The following is a 23,351-nucleotide window of genomic DNA, read 5'->3' on the forward strand; positions in this document are numbered from 1 at the left end:
GCTTGCCCTCGCCACCGCCGTGGTCGCCGCCCTGCTGGCAGTGCGCCTGCGCACCATCGTGGGCATGCAGCAGATGCAGGGTGACGTTGGCCGCCGGGTGCAGGAGCGCACCCGGCGGCAGGCTCGGCAGTGGACCCACGCCATGCGTGGATGGCTGGGCCAGCTTCAGTGCCGACCAACGGTCGGCACCCACCGGAGCGGGCTTGGTAGTAGATCCACGCCATGCGCGGACGGCTGGGCCAGCTTCAGTGCCGACCAAGGTCGGCACCCACCGGGTGGGCTCGGTAGTAGATCCACGCCATGCGTGGATGGCTTGGCCAGCTCCAGTGCCGACCAACGGTCGGCACCCACCAGAGCAGGCCTGGCAGTAGAAGCCGCTCGGCAGTAGATCCACGCCATGCGTGGATGCGTTGCAGGAAAGCGCCCTAAAGCTCCAGCACCCGCCGGTAACTCAACGGCCCACGCCCATCGCGCAGGCCCAACCGCAGTTCAAGTCCGGTGGCCGGCAATACCTCGCCCTCGCTCGGCAACACGGCCCATCCCGTTCCAGGCTGCCACGCCCGCACCTCGAACCGCTGCACATCGCGCGCCACCGCAATGCCCTTCGACGGATCCGGTGCGGGCAGGGGATACCGGTCCGTAGCCGCACCACTGGCCCGCCACAGCGTGCTGCCCTGCCGCCACCAGCGCACCCGCTGCCAGTGCAGCCCATCGCTGCCCACGCTGCGGGTGATCTCCAGCGCGAAGCTGCCATCCGGGTGCCGCTCGCTCACCAGCGACGGGGGCAGCAATCGCTGCGGACGATCTGCCGGGCGCACCGCGCCATTCATCAGCGCATCGTCGGCACGCATTTCAATATCGCGCTGGAACTGCTGCAGCACGCGCAGCGCCGTCGTGGTCCCGGCATCGGCCTGGCGCAGGCGCTGGTCGCTGCTGGCCACGCTGTCCAGCGCACGCCAGCAGATCAGCGCCAGCACGCCCATGATGGTGATCGCGATCATCACCTCGATCAGGGTGAAGCCGCGTGCGGCGCGCCTCATTGCGCCGCCGTCCACGGCAGCTGCATCCGCGCCAGCGACTGTCGCGGTGCATCTTCGGCCACCACGGTCAATTCCAGTTGCGGCTGCCCGTCACTGCCAGTGCCCAGATGCTGCAGGACCAGAAAGCTGCCGCGTCCCTGCACACAGCGCTGCCGCGCATCCTGCGGCGGCTGCCCGGCGAGGCGCAGCTCCTGCCAGCGGTCCTGTGCACACAACAGCGCCAGGCGACGGTCGCGCAGCCGTGACTGATCGTCGGTCGCCACTGCCACCGAGCGCATCACCGCAGCCAGTGCAATCGATACGATCGCCAGCGCGATCAACACCTCGATCAGGGTGAATCCGCGCGCCGTCTGCTTCACTGCACGACCTGCAATTGTCCGCTGCCATCATCACGAAGACGCAGTGCGCGGCCGTCCAGCGACAGTCCAAGCTCCCAGGCGGTACCGATCCACTCCGGGCTCAGCTCGATGGCGTTGGTGGGCTGCACCGCGATGCCTGCAGCCTGCCACTTCTGTGGACGCAGCAGATCATCGCGTTCAACGGTGACCCAGCGGCTGCCTTCGAGGCGGCTGAAACGATAGCCGGCTGCGTCGGCCTGCCAACGCAGGGGGCGGCCATCGATGCGGGCCTCGTCGCGCGCCACCTGCAGGCGCTGCGCCAAGCGTTCGCCTTCCTGCCGCAGCTGGCGCGCGGGGTCGAGCAGACTGCCCAGGCCCAGGCCGATGCCTGCCGTGCAGATGCCGATGATCACCAGCACCACCATCAGTTCCAGCAGGGTGAAACCACGCGGGATGCGTCGCATCGACATTGCCTCCTGTCCCTTGCCGATGCGTGCCAGCGTAGGCCCGCATGATGAAACAAAAGCGTCAGCCGCACCTGCTAGCGTAGGCGGACACGAACGTGGCGATGATGTGGAACATGGACGGCAGGCGCTGGGATCGGAATCGGATGTTGACCCTGCTGGCGGCGACGCTGCTGCTGGCCGTGGTGGCCTACTGGAGCGTCACCCTGTCTGCGGTGGCGCCAGCGGCGGCCGCGAGCGAAGCGCATGCCGAGGCGCCGGTACGGCCGATGTTCGATGCAGTGGCCAGCCTGCCGTTGGTGCGGCTGCTGTCGCCCGGCGCGGTGCAGACCGAGGTGGTGGTGCTGGGCGTGATGGCGGGTGACCATGCGCCATTGGCCCTGCTCTCGGTAGATGGACGCCCAGCGGAAGCGTATGCGCCCGGCCAACGACTCGGACCCTGCACGGTACTGGCCAGCATCAGTGCCAGCGCAGTGGAACTGAACCAGGCCGGGCAATCGCGCAGCCTGCCGGTGCCCGCGCTGCCACCGGTGCCAAGCGATGGCATCGTGCCCGCCGGCTCCCTGTAGAGCCGAGCCCACGCTCGGCTGCGTCTGGAAGAACAGTCGAGCAAGGCTCGACTCTACAAAATCCAGTGGAGCATGGCTCGACTCTACAGAATCCTGCCGAGCGCGGGCCCGGCTCTACAGCTGCGCAGGCTCAACGCGCCGGACGCTGCGGTTCCACCGAACGACCAAAGGCATCGCCCATGCGCTGTCGTGTGCCTTCCAGGTTGTACTGCATCAGCTGGTTGCCCGGCTGCCGCATCAGGCGTTCGGCTTCAGGCAGCGCCGGTGACTTCGCCGATTTCGGTGCCGGGGCCAGTTTGCGTTGCAGGCACTCCCAGGCGGGGATGCGCTCGCCGTTGACCTGTACTTCGATGCAGGGTGCGGCATCGTCCTGCTTCTTCGTCTCTCCGGCCCAGGCCGATGGCAACGCCAGCAACAAGGCAAGGGCGAGGGCAGGGCGAAGGCCCGCCTTCAACGACTCACCCATCTTGAATCTCCTGCGAAAACCGACGCTCAGCAATGAAGACGTATGGCGAAGACAGTGTCCGCCTGCAACTGTTCCGGCGCTGTCAAAAGATGACAGCACTGTCACAAAACTATTGGCGGTTTTGACGCGACGTACACGTCCTGTTGATAGACCCACGCGCCGCTCCCTGGCCACTCCCTTCGATACGACGCGATGCCTTCGATGACTCCTGTTCCGTGCCGAGCCGTCCGCCTTCCGCTGCGCCTGCATCCGCTGGTGCTGGCTCTGGCCGCGATGCCGCTGCCATTGTTCGCGCAGGACGCGGCGCCTGCGCCCAGCGTGAACATCAATGAATACATCGTGCGCGGCAACACCGTGCTCGATCCGCGCCAGATCGAACGTGCGGTGGAGCCGTTCCTCGGCCCGGGCAAGACCCTGGCCGATGTCGAGAAGGCGCGCGATGCCGTCAATGCGCTGTACCAGCAGGCAGGCTACCAGTCGGTCTACGTCGAGCTGCCCGAGCAGCAGGTCAGTGGTGGCGTGGTGCTGCTGAAGGTGCAGCAGACGCCGATCGGGCAGCTGCGGGTCGTAGGCACGAAGCACGAATCGTCCGAACGCATCCGCGAACGCGTGCCGGCACTTGCCGAGGGCAAGGTGCCGGACTTCGACCAGGCGCAGAAGGAACTGACCGCGCTGAATGAAGGTGGACGTCGGCAGGTGATGCCGCTGGTGCGCGAGGGTCAGGTGCCGGGCACGATGGATGTGGACCTGCAGGTCGAGGAGAAGTCGCCGTGGCGTGCCAGCGCGGCGCTCAACAACGACCACAGCGCCGACACCGAGAAGCTGCGCCTGAGTGCATCGCTGGCCTACGACAACCTGTGGAAGCGCGGGCACAGCGCCAACATCGGCGTGTACCTGGCGCCGGAAGATACCAAGCAGGCCAAGGTGTTCTCGGCCTCGTACATGATGCCGTTCGAGGGCACGCCGTGGAGCCTGGAAGCGTCCGGCTACAAGTCCGACAGCCGCGTGCTGAACGCGGGCGGACAGGTCGGTACCGGCACCGGAACCAATGTGATCGGCAACGGCCATTCGATCGGTCTCAAGCTCAACTATCGACTGGCCGGCAGCAGCCAGTGGTGGCGCCAGCTCAGCCTCGGCGTGGACTTCAAGGACACCGAGGAAGACACGCAGATGGGCAAGGAAAGCCTGAAGACGCCGCTGAAGTACGCGCCGATCACCCTGGCGTTTGTCGGTGTGCGCCAGGGCGAGCAGGATCAGTTGAGCATCAACACCCAGCTGGTGGCCGGCACCCGCCGCCTGTTCGGCTATGGCAGCGATGCCATCGGATTCGGGCAGAAGCGCTACTGGGCGGACCCCAGTTTCATCGCGTTCAAGGCCGATGTGGCCAACACCCACACCTTCGGCAGCGATTGGCAGTGGTACGCGCGCGGCTCGCTGCAGGTGACCGACGCACCGCTGGTGTCGGCCGAGCAGTTCGCCGCCGGTGGCATGTACACCGTGCGCGGCTATCTGTCGGCCGAGGCGATCGGCGACTACGGCGGCCTGGCCAGCCTGGAATGGCGTACCCCGGCGTGGTCGCTGTGGAGCGGCACGGATCTGCGCGTCTACAGCTTTGCCGACGCCGCCTACCTGCGCCTGCGCCAGCCGCTGCCCGAACAGCGTGACAAGTACAACCTGGTCTCGGTCGGCCTGGGCGCGCAGCTGCGCCTGGGTGAGCACCTGCAGCTGCGCCTGGACTACGCCTGGCCCTATGCCGATGGCCCGGTCACGCGCAAGGACGACCCACGCCTGCATTTCAACATCAGCACCAGTTACTGACCCTTCCCTTGAACATGCGTTCTCCGGAGACCCTTCGCATGGACCGTTTGCTTTCCCGAGTGTTGCTGCTGCTGGCCGCGCTGGTTGCGTTGCCTGCTGCTGCGGCCGATGCCAATTGGTGGCAGGCCGAATGGAAGTACCGCAAGCCGATCACCGTCGATGCCGGCCCGCAGGGCGCGGGCCTGGCCGGTGACCCGGGCCGCACGCCGCTGCTGCTGCGCCTGCATACCGGCAACTTCGGTTTCGACGGTACCCAGGACGCGGGCAACGACCTGCGCTTCGTGTCGGGCGATGGCCGCACCGTGCTGGCCCATCAGATCGAACAGTTCGATCCCAAGCTGGGCCTGGCCCTGGTCTGGGTGGACGTGCCGGCAGTCAGCGCCGCCGCGCCGCAGACGATCTGGATGTACTACGGCAACGAGAAGGCCCCGGCCAGCGGCAACGGCCAGCAGGTGTTCGACCCGGACTACACGCTGGTCTACCACTTCGCCGAAGCCAATGCGCCTGCACGCGACACCACCGCCTACGGCAACAATGCCGGCGCCGTCGTGCCGCCGTCCGAAGGCGCGGTGATCGGTCGTGGCGTGCAGCTGGGCGCAGGCCCGCTGCCGTTGCCGGCCAGCGCCTCGCTGGCACAGGAAGCGGGCGCGCCGTTGACCCTCTCGGCCTGGATCAAGCCGGGCAGCAACAATGCGGCGCAGGCAATCTATGCCCGTCGCGATGGCGCCTCCGAGCTGGTGGTCGGTATCGAGAACCGGGTGCCGTTCGTGCAGCTCAATGGCCAGCGCAGCACGCCGGCACAGCCGATTCCGGAAGGGCAGTGGGCGCACGTGGCACTGACCGCGGAGAAGGGCGCGCTGCAGCTGTACCTCAACGGCCGTGTAGTGGCCCAGCTGAGCGGCGAGCTGCCGGCGATGGGTACCGCGCCGGTGGTGGGCGCCGATGCCCCGGGTGCTGCACAGCCTTTGGCCAACTTCGAAGGCGCTCTGGATGAGCTGCGCATCTCGCGGGTTGCACGTCCGGCGGCGCTGCTGCTGGCCGACGCCACCGCGCAGGGCGCCGATTCACGCCTGATCAGCTACGGTGCCGACGAGCAGTCGGCCGGCCAGAGCCACTTCGCCTTCATCCTCAAGGCGATGCCGTTCGATGCCTGGGTGGTGGTCGCCATCCTTGGCCTGATGATGCTGCTGTCGTGGGCGATCATGATCGCCAAGAGCCGCCACTTCGGCCGTACCAGCAAGGCCAATGCGGTGTTCACCGAGAGCTTCGGCAAGCTGTCCGGCGTGCCGCTGCGTACCCTGTCGGACATGGATCGCCAGGGCAAGGCACCGACCGCCATGCACGATGGTTCGTTGTGGCGCATCTACCAGGTGGCCATCGACGAAATGCAGCAGCGCCACCAGCGCGACGGCAACAGTGGCTACCTGAGCGGCGCCACCATCGCCGCGATCCGCGCCTCGATGGATGCGGTGATGGTGCGCGAGCAGGAAGCGATGGCGCGGCGCATGAACTGGCTGTCCACCACCATCGAAGGTGCGCCGTACGTGGGCCTGTTCGGCACCGTAATCGGCATCATGCTGGTGTTCGTGGTGGCGGCGATGGCCGGCGCGGTGGACATCAACTCGGTGGCGCCAGGCATGGCCGCGGCGCTGCTGTGTACCGCTGCCGGCCTCGGCGTCGCCATCCCGGCACTGTTCGGCTACAACTACCTGGGTGCGCGTGCCGAAGCGATCGGCGCGGACATGGCGGTGTTCATCGACGAGTTCGCCGCGCGCCTGGCCGAAGAGCAGGACGGGCGCGGCCCGGCCGCGGTCCAGGGCTGAGGGGCGCGCCATGGGCCAGAAGGCGAAGTTCGGCATCAAGAAGCGCGAGAAGGGCATCAACGTAACGCCCTTCGTCGACGTGCTGCTGGTGGTGCTGGTGATCTTCATCCTGACCAGCAACGCCTCCATCCCCGGCATCGAGGTCAACCTGCCGAAGGCCAGCAACAGCGTGGCCCTGGAAAAGCCGAAGACCAAGGCGATCACCATCGACCCCAGTGGCCAGGTGTTCCTGGATGCCTACCCGGTGACGATGGCCGAGCTGGAAGACCGGCTGCGTACCGAACGCGCGACCACACCGGATTTCCCGGTGATCGTGCGCGGTGATGCGCAGGTGCAGTACGCCCGCGTGGTCGAGGTACTGGACCTGCTGCGGCGCCTGGAGCTGGCCCAGGTCGGCCTGGTCACCGGCAAGGCGCAGGGCTGAGGCATGACGGCCCATCAACCCCCTCGGCCGGAGCCCGGCATGCGCGGTCGCCAGTTGCTGGTGACCGTGGCACTGGTGCTGGCCGCGTTGCTGGTGCTCGGCATCGCGGTGTGGTGGCTGTTGTTCAAGGACACCGCCAGCACCCGTCGGCCGGTGGTGCAGCCGCCGATGCTGGCGCTGCCACCCCCTCCGCCGCCGCCCCCGCCGCCCCCGGAAAAACCACCGGAGCCGGAGACGCCGCCGGAAGAGACGATGCCCGAGCCGGAGCCGCTGGATCAGCCGACGCCGGCCGAAGAGCCGACGCCGACGCCGGACAACGCCGATCCGGTAACGATGAACGCCGATGCGCAGGCCGGTGGTGACAACTTCGGTATCCAGTCCGGCAGTGGTGGCGGTTCGTCCGGCGTTGGCCGTGGTGGCGCCGGCAACGCTACCTACGGCCGCTACCTGGGCTACCTGATGCAGCAGGCGATCTCGCGCGACGACAAGGTCAAGCGCCTGGCGTTCCAGCTGCAGGTGAATGTGTGGCTGGCCAACGACGGCCGCCTGGAGAAGGTCGAGCTGGTACGCGGCAGTGGCAACGAGGAGGCCGACGCGGCCGTGCTCGATGCCCTGCGTCGCATCGGCAAGGTTGACCAGGCACCGCCGCCGTCACTCGATTTCCCCGCCCGCGTCCTGATCCAGGGCCGCCGGCCCGGGGCCTGATTCCCGACCTCCGTGATTTCCCTTCTTTCGATGAGAACCGTGATGAACGACCACGTCCGCGCACGAACCGACTCCCGCCGCCCGCGGCCGGCCCGACGGGCGCTGCTGTGCTGCGCCGTGCTGCTCAGCCTGGCCGCCCCGGCCGGTGCGATGGCCGCCGAAACCACCATGGTCAAGCTGATCAAGGGCCTGATCGCCAGCGGTGCGCTGAAGCCCGAAGATGGCCAGGCATTGCTGGTGCAGGCCGAGGCCGAAGCGGCGGCCGCACAGCGCACTGCAGCCACGGGCAGCACCGCAGCGAGCGGTGGCGTGGCACTGGAAGCCGGTGACGTGCGCGTGCCGTACGTACCGCAGAGCGTGCGCGACGGTATCCGTGACGAAGTGCGCCAGGACGTGATGGCGCAGGCGAAGTCGGAAGGCTGGGCGGCACCCAACGAAGTGGCCGAGTGGACCAAGCGCATCAAGGTCACCGGTGACATGCGTGTGCGCAGCGAGTCGCGCTTCTACTCCGAGCGCAACAGCGACATCGTGAGCAACTGGTCGTCGATCAACGCCGGCAACGGCTTCGACACCAACACCAATACCAACCTGCAGCTGCCGCCGCTGCTGAACACCCGCCAGGACCGCCGCAACCTGTGGCGCATCCGTGCCCGCCTGGGCATCGAGGCAACCATTGGCCAGCACACCACGGCCGGCGTGCGCCTGGCCAGCGGCAGCAGCAATGGCCCGGTGTCGACCACCGAGCAGCTCGGCGGCGGCCTGAGCAAGAAGGACGTGTGGCTGGACCAGGCCTGGCTGGCCTACAGCCCGGCGGACTGGGTGACGGTGCGTGGCGGCCGCTTCGGCAATCCGTTCTGGACCAGCGACACGCTGTTCTCCAACGATCTCAACTTCGATGGCCTGGCCGCCAACCTGAAGTATGACTTCGATGGTGGCGACCTCGACCTGTTCGGCAACCTCGCGGTGGTACCGCTGGAGTACACCTCCGACAGCTCGCCGAGCCAGAGCAAGGTCAAGACTCCGAACGAGAACAAGTGGCTGTCCGGTGCCCAGGTGGGCGTGAACTGGCACTTCAACGATGACAACGCGCTGCGTGCTGCGCTGGGCTACTACGACTTCAAGAACATCAGCGGTCGCCTGTCCTCAACGTGCTCGCTGTATTCGGGTGCGGTGGGCTGCGACACTGACTGGTCGCGCCCGGCGTTCATGCAGAAGGGCAACACCCTGATGCTGATCCGCAACATCGCGCGCAATCCGGTGGATCCGGCCGGTACGCCGACCCCGCAGTATGTCGGCCTGGCCTCGGCCTTCCGCCTGGCCACGCTGAACCTGCGCTGGGATACACAGCTGGCGCAGGGCATCGGTCTGCGCCTGGATGGCGACTACATCCGCAACCTGGCCTACGACAAGCAGGCCATGTTCAGTCGTGCCCAGAACGGCATCGTCAACAACTACGGCGCCGGCGATACTGTCGGCATCGATACCTTCCGCAGCGGCGACACCGCCTGGATGCTGCAGGCCACCTTCGGTGCTACCGAGCTGAAGGAGAAGGGCCAGTGGCAGGCACTGCTGGGCTACAAGCACATTGAGGCCGACGCGCTGCCCGACGCCTACAACGATCCGAACTTCCACCTGGGCGGCACCAACGCCCGCGGTTACTACGTGGGCGGTGCCTACGCGCTGGACGCGCGCAGCTGGATCAGCGGCAAGTGGATGGCGGCCAAGGAAGTGTCCGGTGCGCCGCTGTCGATCGACGTGTTCCAGCTGGAGTTCAACACCGGCTTCTGAGTGGCGACGTGATGCGGATCACGTAGTGCGTGGCGGGGGCGCAGCGATGCGCCCGTCTAAGGAAAGGAGACCACGCGTTGTTCAAAAGGAGGAGTGGATGAGCCGTCGCAAACTGTTCGAGAGTCCCGAACCGTCCAGCCAGATGCTGGGTGTTGGACCGGCCTATGTTTCAGTGGAGGGCCTGCGCCAGCACCTGGCCGAGTTCCTGCTGTATGCGGGCCGGCCGGTGGTGATCATGCGCGGGCGCAGCGAAGTGGGCTATTTCCTGCCGGCGCGCTGCTGGCGCCAGCGTGACGATGATCCGCTGGCGGCGGCTGCCGCCGACCAGCTGCTGGATGCGGCCGGTTTCCAGGCCGAGGACATCCAGCAGGTGGAGCAGGAATTCAACGCGATGCGCCAGCGCACCGTGCTGCATTCGCGGCGCTGAGCCTTCCGTAGAGCCGGGCCCATGCTCGGCTTTTCGGGCGGTTGCACGCGACGTTGGCAACAGCCCCTGTCGTTGTCTTCGCCTTTACAGTAGATCCACGCCATGCGTGGATGGCACACACTCGGCCGCAGCTACAACGCCAGCACCTGTCCCGGTTCCAGCGCCTGCAGAAACGCGTCGTCATGCGACACCACCACCAAAGTGCCCGGGAACATCCGCAGCACCTGCAGCAGGTGCATCCGCAGCGTCATGTCCAGGTTGTTGGTTGGTTCGTCCAGAACCAGCAGCGCTGGGGGCTTGGCCGCCATCAATGCCAATGAAAGCCGCGCCCGTTCGCCACCGGACAATGCGGACACGGGCGTCTGCGCCGTGGCATCGCCGCGGAACAGGAAGTCGGCCAGGTGCAGCCGGCACTGGGTCTGGCTCCAGTCCGGCATCTGGGCAGACAGCGCCTGGAGAGGCGTGGCCTGCATCGGCAGGTCCCGGTAGTGCTGGTCGAGCAGGGCGATCTGATCAGCTGGCGGCAGCAACCAGTCACCATCACGGCGGATGCTTGGGTCGCCGCACAGCGCGCGTGCCAGCGTGGACTTGCCGCTGCCGTTGTCACCGGTGATCGCCAGGCGATCGCCGACATCCAGGCGCAGATGCAGTCCACCCAGCACCGTTTCCGTGGCATGCGCCACGCTGGCGTCGGTCAGCTGCACCACCACTCCCTCACGTCGCCAGCCGGCCGGCAACGCGAAGGCAGGCTCGATGATGGTCTCCCGCTGCAGGTCATTGCGACGAGCCACGATGTCTTCCTGCTGCTCACGGATCAGCAGTTGCTTGCTGCCGGCGGTGGTATTGCCACGGCCGAGCTTGGTGGCTGAACGCACGCCGCCCCACTTGCGCTGTTCCACCTTGCGCACACCGCGTTCCCGCGAGCTGGCAGCGCGCTGCTGTTCGCGCATCAACGCCTCATGGGCCTGGCCGCGCTCCTGATCCAGCTGGCGCAGCTGCCGGTCGCTGGCCTCGCGTCGCTGCTGCAGGTCCGCCCGATAGTCGCGGTAGCGGCCGCCGAAGTGGCTCACGCGCCCGCCACGTATGTGCCAGAGCTCATTACAGAGCGCATCGATCAGGGCTTCATCGTGGGTGGCCACCAACAGCGCGCCATGGAACTGGCGCAGGCGCGCGATCAGCGAGCGGCGTGCACTGCGGTCCAGGTGATTGCTGGGTTCATCGAGCAGCAGTACGTCGGGCTCGGCATCAAGCGCGCGGGCGAGCGAATGGCGCATCTGCTCGCCGCCGCTGCGAGAGGAGTCATCCGGTACGTGCTGCGGCACGTAGGCGATGCGTGCGCCATCGCGCCGGATGATGGTCCCGCCACTGGGCACCAGAGTACCGGCCAATATCTGCAGCAGGCAGCTCTTGCCGCTGCCGTTGTCGCCGATCAGGGCGATGCGGGCACCTGAGGGCAGGTGCAGGTTGACGTCGGCCAGCAGGGCGCGGCCGTTGAAATCCAGATCCAAAGCATGGGCACGTAACATCGCGTGCGGTCCTCCTGTTGCTGCGCGCTCACTGCATCCGAACGCGGACGCGCAGCTTGGAACAGGGGCGAGGCCGGAACAAGCGAGGAACCGGCCAAGATCCGCCGCAGGTGGGCCAGACCTCCTTCAGCCGCGCTCACTGGTGATGCGCGCACCTTCGCGCATCACCAGCGTCACCGGGGTCTTTTCCACCACCTCCAGCAACCGCTGCCACTGCGCATCGCTCAGCTCGGCGCTGGCATGCAGCACGCGGTGCACGTGGAAGCGTCCATCTTCGTCGCGTTCCGAGCGCAGCTCGGCATGGAACTCGCCCAGCTCCCAGCCCTTGCGTTGCGCATACATGCGCAGAGTGATGGCGGTGCAGGCCGCCAGCGAGGCCAGGTACAGATCGAAGGGCGCGAAGCCCTTGCCCTGACCGCCCAGCGAGGCGGGCTCGTCCGCATCCACATCAAAGCTTCCATTGCTGATGTGGTGCAGGTAGTTGTCGCCGGTCGAAACAATGCGCGCGTAGGCCATCACATTCTCCATCTGTCTCTAGCGTCGAGCCACGCTCGACCAAACCCACTGTAGCGTCGAGCCATGCTCGACTGCTCCAAAAGGCGGCGTCGGCCAGGACCGGCGCCGCCACCCGATCACTCGGTACGATCGTACGAGAACTGGATGCCTGCCGTACCACCGGTTTCGATGAAGAGGTTCATGAACGCCGGCACCGTTTCTGAGCGGGCCCAGTCGCGCTGCAGCTCGCAGAACAACTGCGGCACGCTGATCAGCTGGCCCCCGGCCTGTTCGATGCGGCGCAACGCGGCATCATGCGCCGCCAGCGAAGTGCCGCCAACGGCATCGACCACCACGTACACCTCATAGCCTTCCTTCAACGCATCCAGGGCCGGGAAAGTCAGGCAGGCTTCGGTCCACAGTGCGGTCATGATCAGCTTGCGGCGGCCGGTGGCCTCCACCGCCTTGCGGAACTCGACGTCTTCCCAGGAATTGATGGTGGTGCGGTCGTAGGTGGGGTAGTCGCCCAGCACCTTGCGCAGCTGCGGAATCGGCGGCTTGTTCAGGCCGGTCTTGACGTTGACCGTCGAATGCACGATCGGCAGACCGTAAGCCACAGCGGCCTTGGCGGTGCCGACGATGTTGTTGACCAGCAGCTGGCGGTCCATCGAGGCGATGGAGTTTACCTGCACCGGCTGGTAGTCGATGATGATGAAGGCGGAATTCTGCGGGGTCAGCAGGTGGTCGCTGGCCGGGTCGCGGATCGGTTCACTGGACATGGTGGGTCTCCGGTTGGGAGGGGGCCGGCGGCTGGCCGGCACCCCGGGGGCAGCTCAGCTGCGCTGCGAATCCAGCTGCTCCTGGTTCTTCTGCACGTCCTGCGCCTTCAGGTAGCTTTCGATCAGCAGCTGGTAGTTCGGGAAGATCTTCGTGTAGACCTCGGCCCACTGCTGGGCATCGTCGCGGTTCCAGCTGCGCTGGATTTCCGAGGCCACCGCGGCGGTGTCCATCGGCACCACGCCGGCCTGCACCACGCGGGCCAGGGTGATCTCCTCGGCCATCTTCGAGTAGGTGCCAGACGCGTCGATGACCGCGAACACCTGGTAGCCATCGGCAACGGCGGCGATCGATGGGAAGGCCATGCACACGCTGGTGATGGTGCCGGCGATGATCAGCTGCTTGCGGCCGGTGGCCTTCACCGCAGCAACGAATTCCGGGTTGTCCCATGCGTTGATCTCACCCTTGCGCGCCACGTACTGGGCATGCGGGGCCGCGTCGTGGATCTCCGGGATCAGCGGGCCGTTCGGGCCCTGCGGGACCGAGGCGGTGGTGATCACCGGCATCTTTGCCAGCGTGGCCATCTTCGCCAGCGCAGTGGCGTGGGCGCGCACGCTGGTGAATGGCATGTCACCGATGGTCTGGAACAGGCCGCTCTGGTGGTCGATCAGCAGCATCGCGGCGTTGTCCGGATCGATCACCGGGCGGGCACCATTGAAGTTGGCGGGGGTACTCATGGTCAGTCTCCTGGGGAAGGTGGGCGATGGCCCATTGGCGCGGCGGGTCATCACCCGCCGCGCGGAAGCGCTCAGTGCGCGATCCGGCCGAAGCGGCCGCTGTTGAAATCGTTGACCGCCTGGCTGATCTCGGCCTGGCTGTTCATCACGAACGGGCCATAGCCCACCACCGGCTCGTCGATCGGCTCGCCGCTGAGCAGCAGCACAGTGGCGTCGCTGTCGGCGTCGACGAACACGTCCTCGCCGCTGCGGTCGAAGGTGACCAGCTGCGCCTCGCCGACCGGCTGGCCGCCGTTGATCCGGACCTGGCCCTTCAACACCACCAGCGCCAGCGTGCGGCCATCGGCCACCGGCAGTTCGGCGTGGTGGCCCTGCTGCAGGCGGATGTCCCAGACATCCATCGGCGTGTGGGTACGCGCCGGGCCGGCGTGGCCGTCGAAGCGGCCGGCGATGACCCGCACGCGTCCGGCGCCGTCGGGCAGATCCACCGAGGGAATGTCTGCATCGAGCAGGGTCTGGTAGCCCGGCGCACCCATCTTGTCCCGGGCCGGCAGATTGACCCACAGCTGCACCATGTCCAGCGTGCCACCGCGCCTGCTGAATTCCGGCGTATGGAACTCCTCGTGGAGGATGCCGGAGGCGGCGGTCATCCACTGCACGTCACCCGGGCCGATGGTGCCCCCGGCCCCGGTCGAATCGCGGTGCGCGACCTCGCCCTCATAGACGATGGTGACCGTCTCGAAACCGCGGTGCGGATGCTGGCCGACCCCACGCGGGGTATCGCTGGGGGCGAAGCTGTACGGGCCGGCATAGTCCAGCAGCAGGAACGGGCTCAGGTGCTGGCCGTGGGTGTTGTAGGAAAACATCGAGCGGGCGGGGAATCCATCTCCCACCCAGTGCGGGCGGGGGGCGCTGTAGGTACCGGTGACACGCTTCATGGCGATCTCCTGGCCGGGGCTGCCGGCCGCTGTTCTTCGTTGCAGGAGACGATATCGCCGCGACAATGGGGCCGGTAGACGCCAACATTTGCCGTCATAGTCCTATCTGGTGAACAATGGCGGCAGGCCGTGGGCCGCAGGAGATCGCCCCGTGTTCATCGCAGATATCCGCCGTTGTGACCTCAACGACCTGTTCTATTTCGCCATGGTGGTCGAGCACGGCGGCTTCTCGCAGGCCGGGCGGGCGCTGGCCATGCCGAAGTCGAAACTGAGCCGGCGCATCGCGCTGCTGGAAGAACGGTTGGGCGTGCGCCTGATCCAGCGCTCGACCCGGCGTTTCTCGGTCACCGAGGTCGGCCAGGACTACTACCGCCATTGCAAGGCAATGCTGGTCGAGGCCGAGGCGGCCGAAGAAGCGATTGCGATGTCACGCGCTGAGCCGCGCGGCACGATCCGCCTTGCGTGCCCGATCGCGATCCTGCACGCGCGCATCGGCCCGATGCTGGCCGACTTCCTGGCCCTGCATCCGCAGGTGACGGTGCAGCTGGACGCCACCAACCGCCGCGTGGACGTGGTGGGCGAGGGTGTGGACGTGGCGATCCGGGTACGGCCGCCGCCGCTGGAGGACAGCGACCTGGTGGTGCGTGTGCTGGCGCGCCGGGTGTGGTGCACCAGTGCCAGTCCGGCGCTGCTGCAGCGGCTGGGCACGCCGCAGGTGCCGGCCGACCTGGCGATGATGCCGACCGTCGATCTGGCCTCGCCCAGTCAGCAGCATGTGTGGGAATACAGTGGGCCCGGCGAGATCCAGGCCAGCGTGCATCACCGCCCGCGCCTGGTCAGCGATGACATGATCGCGCTGCGCGCAGCCGCGGTGGCCGGGGTCGGGCTGTTGATGCTGCCGCGGATGATGATCACCGATGAGCTGGAGAGCGGGGCGCTGCTGCCGGTGCTCCCCGAGTGGGTGCCGAAACACGGCATCGTGCATGCGGTGTTCCCTTCGCGGCGTGGGCTGCTGCCGGCGGTGCGTGCGTTGATCGATTACCTCGCCGAGCGTTTCGAGGCGTTGGACGAACCGTAGGCTCCGCATCCACGCATGGCGTGGATCTACTGGATCCGGCGCCGCCTGGGAGATCCACGCCATGCGTGGATGATCCTGGTGCCGCGCGACGGGCTTTCGCTTGCCGCCTGCGGCCGCGCAGCCCACAATCCATGTCCGGACCGTCGCCATCACGCCCATCATTCCCCGGTCCGGCCTTGGCACCTATGTCTCCCAATGCCCTGGCGCTGGTCGAGCTGCTGATCCGCGAGCGCCGTGCGTTGTCTCGCTTCATCGCGCGCTATCTCGACCCGGCCAGTACCGAGGACACCCTGCAGAACCTGTACCTGAAGGCCAGCAGCGTGCCCGGTGATCCACCGATCCTGGAGCCGCGCGGCTATCTGTACCGGATGGCCTATCACCATGCGCTCAACCGCAGCCAGGCCGACGCCCGCGAGCGGCGCGCGATGGCCGAGTACGCCGCCGACATGGCCGAGGCGGGTCACGACGGCGAGGCCCAGGCACTGGACCAGGCACAGCTGCGCGAGATCACCCAGACCATCCTCGCGCTGCCAGCGCAGGTCCGCGAGTGCTTCGTGCTCAACCGCTACCTGGGCCTGAGCGAGCGCGAGATCGCCACACGGCTGGGTATTTCCAAGAGCCTGGTCGGCAAGCATGTGCTGCGCGCGGCACTGTTGATCCAGCAGCACCAGCAGGGAATGCATCGATGAGCGGCGATTGCAGTGGGCAGATCGCGCCCGCCGTTGTCACAACAGGAAAGCGCACCCGTTCGTGGTGCGGCAGGCCACAACCATGACCACGTCCGAACCCTCGCCGCGTCAGGCCAGGCAGGCGTTGCGCTGGGTGATCCGGTGCAGTGCAGGCCCACTGCCGGAACGCCAGCAACGAACCCTGCAGCGCTGGCTGCAGGCCGATCCACGCCATGCGCTGGCCTGGCGCCAGCAGACGGCGTTCTGGCGGGGGCTGGATGCCGCCGGGCCCGAGGTGCTGGCGGCGCTGCCTGAACTGACCGCCGACCGCCAGGGATTGCGTCCGGTCGCACCGCGCCGTCGCCTGCCATGGCTGTTGGCCAGCGCCGCCGCTGTGGTTCTGATGGTCGCGGCCGCACCGCAGGCGCTGTTGCTGGCGCGCAGTGACCTGCGCAGCAGTGATGCGCCGCGCGTGGTGCAGTTGGAGGACGGCAGCACTGCCGTGCTCGATGCGGGCACCGCATTGGCGGTCGAGTTCGATGGCCAGCAGCGGCACCTGCGCCTGCTGCGCGGCCAGGCCTGGTTCCAGGTGGCGCACGAGGCGCGCCCGTTCCAGGTCGAGGCGGTGGGCGGCCTGGTACGTGACATCGGTACCGCCTTCAGTGTGTCGATGCTGGATACCACGGTCACCACCCAGGTCAGCGAGGGTGTGGTCGAGGTGCGTCCGGGCGATGGCAGCGTACAGCGCCTGCATGCGGGGCAGTCACGGGCGTTCCGTGACGGTCGCTGGCTGCAGCCTGTGCGGCTGGAAGACCCCGAGACCATGGCGCCCTGGCGGCGAGGTGAGGTCGCGATCGACAATCTGCCGGCCGCGCAGGCCATCGCCGATCTGGCCCGCTATCGGCGTGCACCGGTCTGGGTACTCGGCGGGCAGGGCGCGAACGTGCGGGTCAGTGGCCTGTTCCACCTGCAGCAGCCGGAGACCGCCATTGATGCCGTGGCCGCACAGGCAGGACTGCGCGTGCAGCGCTTGCCCGGTGGCGCGTTGGTGCTGTGGTGAGGTGCCGCCGGTTCATGGCGGAATACGCTGCATGAAAAAAACATGAAAAAACCGTGGGCACCTGCAGTGTCCCGCTGTCTATAGAGGTATAGCCAGAGCGAAACACCGTTTTTCCTCAAGCCAGACACACCATCGGCACCGGATGTGCCCGTGGTCCAGCCACGCTTGAGGAGTTCCTGTCCATGCCGTCCACGGCATCCGCCTGTCATCGTCGCGCCACCGTTCTGGCCCTGGCCGTTTCCACCGCATTGCTGCCGCTGGCCTGGGTGCCGGCCGTGCAGGCACAACCGGCGATCGTCGCGCCGGTGCGCCAGTACGCCATCCCGGAGCAGCCACTGGCTGATGCCGTACGTGCCTTTGGCCGCCAGGCCGATGTGCAGGTGGTGTTCCGCAGTGACCTGGTGGAGGGCCGCCGCTCCAGTGCGGTGAGTGGCGAGTACAGCCAGATGCAGGCCCTGCAGCAGCTGCTGCGCGGCAGCGGCGTGCGCGCACAGCGCGGCATGGACGGTACCTGGAGCCTGCGGGCCGCAGCGGAGGCGGGTGAAGGGGAGGGGGTGCGGGTGACCGAAACACTGGACGTGGCCGGTCGCCTTCAGTCGGAAGGGGGTGAGGCGCGCGATCGGCGCGGCTACGATGATGTGTTCGCGCTGGACCTGACCACGGCGTATTCGGGGCGCGACCGGGTGGAGCGCTATCGTGGTTCCAATCCGGCCGACGTGGTCAAGGATCTGGTCGGCGTGTTCAGCGGCGATGCGCGCAACAGCGGCGCGCTGGACGTCAACATCCGTGGCATCCAGGGGCCCGGGCGGGTGCCGGTCAGCATCGACGGTGGCGAACAGGCGCTCACGGTCTGGCGCGGCTACAACGGCGTCAGCAACCGCAACTACATCGATCCCAACCTGATTGGTGGCATCCAGGTCATCAAGGGGCCAGGGCTGGTGCGCGATGTGCACAGCGGGATCGGCGGTGCGCTGGTGATCAAGACCATCGACGTTGACGACATTGTTGCTGCCGGCGAGCGCTTCGGCGGGGAGCTGAAGATCGAAGGCAGCAGCAATGCGGTGGCACCGCGCCTGCCGAGGCTGCACACCGGCGAGGATTACCGCACCGTGCCGGGGTTCCCGCAGGGCTCGCCGAACTCACCCTATGACGACCGCACCCTGGTGGTGCCGGTGAAGTCGCGCAGCGGCAACAACCCCTTCGATGGCGAAGACCAGGCCTGGCGGTTGGCACTGGGCGTACGCGGCGACAACGTCGACCTGATGGCCGCCTACGCCTGGCGCAAGCGCGGCAACTACTTCTCCGGCAGCAAAGGGAGCGCGTACTACGACCAGGACCGGCGCGAGCAGTACGAGTACCAGGGCATCGACTACATCACCACGCTGGCACGTTACTTCAAACCGGGCGATGAAGTGCCCAATACCTCCAGCGAACAGGAGTCCTGGCTGGTCAAGGGCAGCTGGCAGATCAACGACGACCAGCAGCTGAAGGCCACCTGGCGGCGCACGCTGTCGCACTACGGCGAGATCATGCCGTCGCGCATCCTGTCCGCGCCCGACTACGGGCGCATCCAGTGGCCGCTCAGCCGGGTTGCGTCCGATGCCTGGAACCTGGAATACCGCTTCCAACCGGCCGGCAGCCGCTGGCTGGACCTCTACGCCAACCTGTGGCGCACGGAGACGGACAGCGATACCTACAGTGCTGGCGGCTTCCCGAACTTCGCAGTGGGTAATCCGGCATGGAACCCGGACGCCAGCCCGATCCTGCGCAACACCGCGCTGGCCAACGCGCGCAACGACCGCACCGGCCTGATCCTGAGCAACCGCTTCGCCCTGCATTCGACCCTGGACCTGACCGTGGGCGGCAACTGGCAGTACGAGAAGCTCGGCTCGAGCGATCCGTACTTCGGTACCACCGATGGCTGGCGCATGTTCCCGCGTGCCGGGCGCCGGCAGGAGGGCGAGGGCTACCTCACCCTGGAGTGGCGGCCGGTCGACTTCCTTACCCTCAATGCAGGCGTGCGCTACAGCCGCTACTGGGCCTTCGACGATTTCCTCGAGGCGCACCCCGAGCTGCTGACCAAGGGCGTAGGTGGCAAGGAAGCGCAGTACACCGTGAACGAGTTGCCGCCCCGTCCCGCCAATCTGCAGGCCCGCATCGACGCGTTGGAAGCACGCCGCGCCGTATGGGAAAAGCGCGGCATGGGCTGGTTCATCGATGACAGCATCCGTGCGTTGCTGGCGCCGTACGAGACGCCGCGTCCGGTCAGGTACACGCGGCCCTGGCTGCCCGATGCCGATGGCAACTACACCCGCGCCGGCAATCCCTGCCTCAATGGCGAAGTGGCGGCCATTCCCGGCGTGCAGCCGGTGTTTGCCGGCAGCGACCAGGTCTGCAACATCGGCAACAGCGTACAGTCGCAGCCGGTCGATGCACGCAACAGCCGCCGCCGCGACCATGCCTGGCTGCCGACCTTCTCGGCCACTGCACACCTGTCCCCGGCCGCCCGTGCCTACGTGCGTTACAGCGAAGCGGTGCGCTTCCCGAGCATGTTCGAAAGCACCATCGCCTTCTCCGGCAGCCTCAATCCGCTGCATGCGCTCAAGCCCGAGCACGCCTACAACTACGAAGTGGGCTACGTGCACAACCTGTCGGCCCTGTTCGGCAATACCGCCGATGCCGACGTCAAGCTGGCGTACTACGTGCACAAGACCCGTGACGTGATCGAGCGCGATGGCAACTTCCTGTTCGACAACATCGACAAGCAGACCATCCGTGGCATCGAGTTGCAGGCGCGCTTCGACAACCGGCGCTTCTTCACCGATCTGGGCATCACCCGCACGCTGGAAAACGAGGTGTGTGACGAGAGCACGGCGGTGCTCCTGGATGCGAACCGCGGCCTGGTCCCGAACTGCGTGCAGGATGGTTTCGTCGGTGGCTACCTGCTGACCCAGGCCATTCCCAAGCTGTCGATCAACTGGTCGCTGGGCACGCGCCTGTTCGATGAGCGCCTGGAGCTTGGCAGCCGCATCGTGCACTACCAGCGCCACGAGAACCCTGATCTGCAGGCCTACCGTGACCGCCTGCTGAGCGGTGGCAGCGGCCTGCTCTGGCAGAACGCGCCGTTCACCTGGGGAAACATCACCACTGTCGATGCCTATGCGCGCTGGCGCTTCAACGAGCATGCCAGCGTCGAACTGGTCGGCAGCAACCTCGGCAACCGCTACTACGTCGATCCAGCCACGCGGTCCACGCTGCCGGCCCCGGGTCGCACCCTGAAGCTCGGCGTCACCGCACGCTTCTGATCTCCCACCTTCAAGCGTTGTACCCGTAGTTCCCTCAACCAAGGAGCAATACCATGAAAATGATCTCCCGTTCGGTTCTCGCCGTTGCTGCCTCGCTGGCTCTGGTCGGTGCCGCGCATGCTGCCGATATCGTCGGTGCCGCCAGTGCCAAGACCGATGCCGAGCTGTATGTGGCGGTTGGCGAATCGCAGGTCAATGGCGGCCCGCACCGCGCTGGCAAGGCCGGTATCGGTGTCGGTACCGTGTCCCAGGCCAAGCCGGTGGACTTCCAGGGTCTGAGCGCCTACTCGGCACCGACCACCGTCAATGGCGTGACGGTACGTACCCTGGCCATGCCGATCACCGGCGCACCGGGCAGCCACGCCGGCATGGGCCACTTCAACTTCGTCAAGGTCGGCAGTGGCGATGTCTGGTTCGGTGAATGGTCCAAGGATGGCGCCGCCGGTGGCTTCAACAACCGCCAGGTCTACTTCGTTGGTGACCGCGCCGGCACCACGCTGCCCGCCGGCGTGGCGTCCTACACCGTGGCTGGCCTGAACAAGTTCAACGGCAGCAACCTGCTGAGCGGCACCTTCGACGCCGACTTCGGCGCCGGCACCCTGGATGGTGCGCTCTCGGGCAACGGCCTGAACCTGGCCATCGTTGCCAACATCAACAGTGCCGACGCATCGTTCGCCGGTTCGGCCACCGCCAACGGCAGCGTTGCCGGCACCACCCAGGGGCAGTTCTTCGGCGCCAACGCGGCCGCCCTGGCCGGTATCGCCACCTTCAGCGGCAACAGCCAGTACGACACCGCCTTCGGCGGCAGCAAGAACTGATTGCCACGCCCCTGACGGGGCAGGGCAGGGACAAGCCGCGATCCGCCAGTCCCTGCTTCGGCCCGCTGCATGCACCACCACGGATCGACCATGCGCCATCCCATCTTCCTTGTCGTACTGCTGCTGGCGGCTGCCGACGTGCGCGCCCAGCAGGACGATCTTCGCCGCGTGCTCGAACAGGGCACCGACCTGCGCCACCAGCAGCAGGACCAGCAGCGCCTGCAGCAGGCCGAGTCGGAGCGACCGACCATCACCATCGACGGCCAGACCCTGCGTGTGGAGCGCACGGTCGACGATCTGGGCCAGGCGCTGTACCTGTCGCTGCAGCATCAGCAATGGGGCGCCGCGCAACGCTTCCTGGATGAATACATCGAACTGCCTGGCCACGACCCGTTGCTGCGCCACTATGCGCAGGGCGGCCTGGCGCGGGTGGCCGGCAATCACCATCGCGCGGCCAACGAGTACGAGGCGCTGCTGGAGGCACAGCCGGATTTCCTGCCGGCCCGCCTTGAACTTGCGCGCGTCTACGCCGAAGACCAGCGCGATCGCGATGCGGTGGCGTTGTTCACGGCGATCGCGGATGGCATCAGTGCCGATGACCCCGCCACCGCAGGTGTACGCGGACGGGTGGACGCCTATCTGGCTGCGCTGCAGGCGCGCCAGCGCTGGAAAGGCGCGCTGTCCGCCGGCCCGGCATGGAGCGACAACATCAACCGCAGTTCGGCCAGCCGCACCTGCCTGTTCGGGGTAGGCGACACCTGCATCATCCAGCGCAATCTTCCCGAGGCCCAGCGCGCCATGGGCCTGGACTATGACGGTAACCTCGAACGTCGCTGGGCCTTGAAGGGCCACCATGGCCTGTACGTGCGTGGCCTCGCATTCGGCCAGGCATGGCGTGGGCACAGCGCCTACAACGAGCTCAATGCCAACGTGCAGGCGGGTTACAGCTGGCGTAGCGCACGGCATACCCTGCAGATCGCCCCCAGCTATGACTATCAGGGCCTCGGCAACCGGGCCCTGCAGGGCGGCAGCGGGCTGCATGGCGAATGGCAATATGCGCTGGACGCGCGCAGCCTGCTCAAGCTGGAGGCCGACTGGAAGCGCCAGCGCTATCGCCAGCGTGGCCTGGCCAGCAATTACGACGGTGAGCTGGCCGCGGTGTATGCCACCTGGTTCCGTGCGCTCAACCCGCGCTGGACCCTCTTTGCCGGGCTGGACCTGAGTGACAGCAGCGCTGCCAACCCAGCCAACGGCTATCGCCAGCGCGGCGTGCGGCTGGGTGCGGCGCGCCAGTGGACGGGCACCACCGCCACCGTATTCGTCTCGTTGCGCGAGCGCGACTACGACGCGTGGAGTCCGCTGCTGGAGGCGCGGCGTGAGGACAGCGAACAGAACCTGATCGCCATCGTGCGCAGCGAGCGCCTTGCCGTGGCCGGGCTGGTACCCAGCCTGAGCCTGCGCTACGCGCGCATCGACAGCAACGTTGGCTGGCTGTACAGCCACGACCGCAGCCTGCTCAGCCTGAAGTGGGAGCGGGCCTTCTGAACACGCCGCTGCAATGCCGCGGTGAACGGGCCGTGGCCGCGATCTTCATCCATCATCACGCGCTCTTGTAGCCCGGTTCGCGCATCCTGCGGGCGTTGCGGCAGAGCTGGGCCGCGTGTATCGAGGAGCGCCGGTCGTGCTGGAAGCGGGCAACAAACCAGAGGGCCTGAAAGGGCTGCGTGTACTGGTGGCAGAGGATGAATTCGCCATCGCGATGTTCCTGGTCGACTATCTGGAGCTGAAAGGCGCACAGGTGGTGGGGCCGGCCGGTGACCTGCAAGCGCTGGGGCAGCTGGTCGATACCCATCCCATCGATGTGGCATTGCTGGACATCAATCTGGGCGGTGAGCAGGTCTATCCGCTGGCCGATCGGCTGGCCGAGGCGGGTACGCCCTTTCTGCTGACCTCCGGTTACGACGACAACCTGCCCAGCCGCTTCGCCAGCGCGCCGCGCTGTACCAAGCCTTATCACATCGAAACCCTGGTGCAGCAGCTGGCCGGGCTGGTGGCGGCGCCGCAGGTCTCTGCGGGCATCGCCTGAT

24 protein-coding genes are annotated in these 23,351 nt (G+C 67.1%); 14 read left to right on the forward strand and 10 right to left on the reverse strand.

The window, feature by feature from the left end; genetic code table 11:
- From ACMZ91_RS00005 to gspH, 4 genes are all read right to left on the reverse strand, one after another.
- On the reverse strand, positions 1–193 hold a 193-nt coding region (locus tag ACMZ91_RS00005), incomplete at its 3' end, for a hypothetical protein (protein WP_495497633.1).
- 232 nt (positions 194–425) lie between these two features.
- Complete coding sequence (locus tag ACMZ91_RS00010; RefSeq protein ID WP_049462478.1) at positions 426–1,040, reverse strand: prepilin-type N-terminal cleavage/methylation domain-containing protein; 615 nt, start codon at positions 1,038–1,040, stop codon at positions 426–428.
- Positions 1,037–1,399, reverse strand: coding sequence for a type II secretion system minor pseudopilin GspI (gene gspI, locus ACMZ91_RS00015; protein WP_032128115.1), 363 nt, complete (start codon positions 1,397–1,399; stop codon positions 1,037–1,039). The genes ACMZ91_RS00010 and gspI overlap by 4 nt, the downstream gene beginning before the upstream one ends.
- Complete coding sequence (gspH, locus tag ACMZ91_RS00020; protein WP_049462512.1) at positions 1,396–1,842, reverse strand: type II secretion system minor pseudopilin GspH; 447 nt, start codon at positions 1,840–1,842, stop codon at positions 1,396–1,398. The genes gspI and gspH overlap by 4 nt, the downstream gene beginning before the upstream one ends.
- A gap of 104 nt (positions 1,843–1,946) precedes the next feature.
- Between gspH and ACMZ91_RS00025 the strand changes: the two genes are divergently transcribed.
- A complete protein-coding gene (locus ACMZ91_RS00025; RefSeq protein ID WP_180862749.1) occupies positions 1,947–2,411 on the forward strand; it encodes a general secretion pathway protein in 465 nt (154 codons plus the stop codon).
- 130 nt (positions 2,412–2,541) lie between these two features.
- On the opposite strand, the gene ACMZ91_RS00030 is transcribed toward ACMZ91_RS00025, so the two are convergent.
- Positions 2,542–2,877, reverse strand: coding sequence for a hypothetical protein (locus tag ACMZ91_RS00030; RefSeq protein ID WP_049462479.1), 336 nt, complete (start codon positions 2,875–2,877; stop codon positions 2,542–2,544).
- Between the two features lie 201 nt (positions 2,878–3,078).
- Between ACMZ91_RS00030 and ACMZ91_RS00035 the strand changes: the two genes are divergently transcribed.
- The 6 genes from ACMZ91_RS00035 to ACMZ91_RS00060 all read left to right on the forward strand — a co-directional run bounded on the left by ACMZ91_RS00035 (position 3,079) and on the right by ACMZ91_RS00060 (position 9,862).
- Complete coding sequence (locus ACMZ91_RS00035; protein ID WP_049462481.1) at positions 3,079–4,695, forward strand: ShlB/FhaC/HecB family hemolysin secretion/activation protein; 1,617 nt, start codon at positions 3,079–3,081, stop codon at positions 4,693–4,695.
- Between the two features lie 38 nt (positions 4,696–4,733).
- Positions 4,734–6,518 (forward strand): DUF2341 domain-containing protein, encoded by a 1,785-nt coding sequence (locus ACMZ91_RS00040; RefSeq protein WP_049462483.1) that lies wholly within the window; start codon positions 4,734–4,736, stop codon positions 6,516–6,518.
- A 10-nt stretch (positions 6,519–6,528) separates the two neighbouring features.
- Positions 6,529–6,942, forward strand: a complete 414-nt coding sequence (locus ACMZ91_RS00045; RefSeq protein WP_005409874.1) for an ExbD/TolR family protein — start codon at positions 6,529–6,531, stop codon at positions 6,940–6,942.
- A 39-nt stretch (positions 6,943–6,981) separates the two neighbouring features.
- Entirely contained in the window at positions 6,982–7,647 is a 666-nt protein-coding gene (tolA, locus tag ACMZ91_RS00050) for a cell envelope integrity protein TolA (RefSeq protein WP_049462486.1), read from the forward strand.
- A gap of 42 nt (positions 7,648–7,689) precedes the next feature.
- The gene (locus ACMZ91_RS00055; protein WP_414576789.1) at positions 7,690–9,435 is read left to right on the forward strand and encodes a putative porin; all 1,746 of its coding nucleotides are present in this window, start codon (positions 7,690–7,692) and stop codon (positions 9,433–9,435) included.
- 97 nt (positions 9,436–9,532) lie between these two features.
- Entirely contained in the window at positions 9,533–9,862 is a 330-nt protein-coding gene (locus ACMZ91_RS00060) for a hypothetical protein (RefSeq protein ID WP_005409871.1), read from the forward strand.
- 131 nt (positions 9,863–9,993) lie between these two features.
- Here the strand turns inward: ACMZ91_RS00060 and ACMZ91_RS00065 are convergent, their stop codons facing one another.
- The 5 genes from ACMZ91_RS00065 to ACMZ91_RS00085 all read right to left on the reverse strand — a co-directional run bounded on the left by ACMZ91_RS00065 (position 9,994) and on the right by ACMZ91_RS00085 (position 14,335).
- On the reverse strand, positions 9,994–11,388 hold the full coding sequence (locus tag ACMZ91_RS00065) for an ABC-F family ATP-binding cassette domain-containing protein (protein WP_049462489.1): 1,395 nt from the start codon (positions 11,386–11,388) through the stop codon (positions 9,994–9,996).
- 126 nt (positions 11,389–11,514) lie between these two features.
- Complete coding sequence (locus ACMZ91_RS00070; RefSeq protein WP_032129425.1) at positions 11,515–11,904, reverse strand: OsmC family protein; 390 nt, start codon at positions 11,902–11,904, stop codon at positions 11,515–11,517.
- 116 nt (positions 11,905–12,020) lie between these two features.
- Positions 12,021–12,662 (reverse strand): hydrolase, encoded by a 642-nt coding sequence (locus ACMZ91_RS00075; protein ID WP_005409869.1) that lies wholly within the window; start codon positions 12,660–12,662, stop codon positions 12,021–12,023.
- Between the two features lie 54 nt (positions 12,663–12,716).
- The gene (locus ACMZ91_RS00080) at positions 12,717–13,397 is read right to left on the reverse strand and encodes a hydrolase (protein WP_071227966.1); all 681 of its coding nucleotides are present in this window, start codon (positions 13,395–13,397) and stop codon (positions 12,717–12,719) included.
- Positions 13,398–13,468: 71 nt separating this feature from the next.
- Positions 13,469–14,335 (reverse strand): pirin family protein, encoded by an 867-nt coding sequence (locus ACMZ91_RS00085; RefSeq protein ID WP_134951886.1) that lies wholly within the window; start codon positions 14,333–14,335, stop codon positions 13,469–13,471.
- 151 nt (positions 14,336–14,486) lie between these two features.
- Between ACMZ91_RS00085 and ACMZ91_RS00090 the strand changes: the two genes are divergently transcribed.
- From ACMZ91_RS00090 to ACMZ91_RS00120, 7 genes are all read left to right on the forward strand, one after another.
- Positions 14,487–15,413: a LysR family transcriptional regulator gene (locus ACMZ91_RS00090; RefSeq protein WP_071227968.1), complete on the forward strand. Its 927-nt coding sequence runs from the start codon at positions 14,487–14,489 to the stop codon at positions 15,411–15,413.
- 185 nt (positions 15,414–15,598) lie between these two features.
- Positions 15,599–16,102 (forward strand): RNA polymerase sigma factor, encoded by a 504-nt coding sequence (locus ACMZ91_RS00095; protein ID WP_049462496.1) that lies wholly within the window; start codon positions 15,599–15,601, stop codon positions 16,100–16,102.
- 82 nt (positions 16,103–16,184) lie between these two features.
- Positions 16,185–17,141, forward strand: a complete 957-nt coding sequence (locus ACMZ91_RS00100) for a FecR family protein (protein ID WP_414576786.1) — start codon at positions 16,185–16,187, stop codon at positions 17,139–17,141.
- Positions 17,142–17,323: 182 nt separating this feature from the next.
- Positions 17,324–20,446 (forward strand): TonB-dependent receptor, encoded by a 3,123-nt coding sequence (locus ACMZ91_RS00105; RefSeq protein WP_414576784.1) that lies wholly within the window; start codon positions 17,324–17,326, stop codon positions 20,444–20,446.
- A gap of 53 nt (positions 20,447–20,499) precedes the next feature.
- Positions 20,500–21,264, forward strand: a complete 765-nt coding sequence (locus ACMZ91_RS00110) for a Slam-dependent surface lipoprotein (RefSeq protein ID WP_032129432.1) — start codon at positions 20,500–20,502, stop codon at positions 21,262–21,264.
- A 90-nt stretch (positions 21,265–21,354) separates the two neighbouring features.
- Complete coding sequence (locus ACMZ91_RS00115; RefSeq protein ID WP_414576782.1) at positions 21,355–22,809, forward strand: surface lipoprotein assembly modifier; 1,455 nt, start codon at positions 21,355–21,357, stop codon at positions 22,807–22,809.
- A gap of 136 nt (positions 22,810–22,945) precedes the next feature.
- Positions 22,946–23,350 (forward strand): response regulator, encoded by a 405-nt coding sequence (locus ACMZ91_RS00120; RefSeq protein ID WP_019337750.1) that lies wholly within the window; start codon positions 22,946–22,948, stop codon positions 23,348–23,350.
- Position 23,351: the final 1 nt, after the last annotated feature.

It is taken from the genome of Stenotrophomonas sp. FR024 (assembly GCF_047500745.2).
GTDB classification, from domain to species: Bacteria; Pseudomonadota; Gammaproteobacteria; order Xanthomonadales; family Xanthomonadaceae; genus Stenotrophomonas; species Stenotrophomonas maltophilia_A.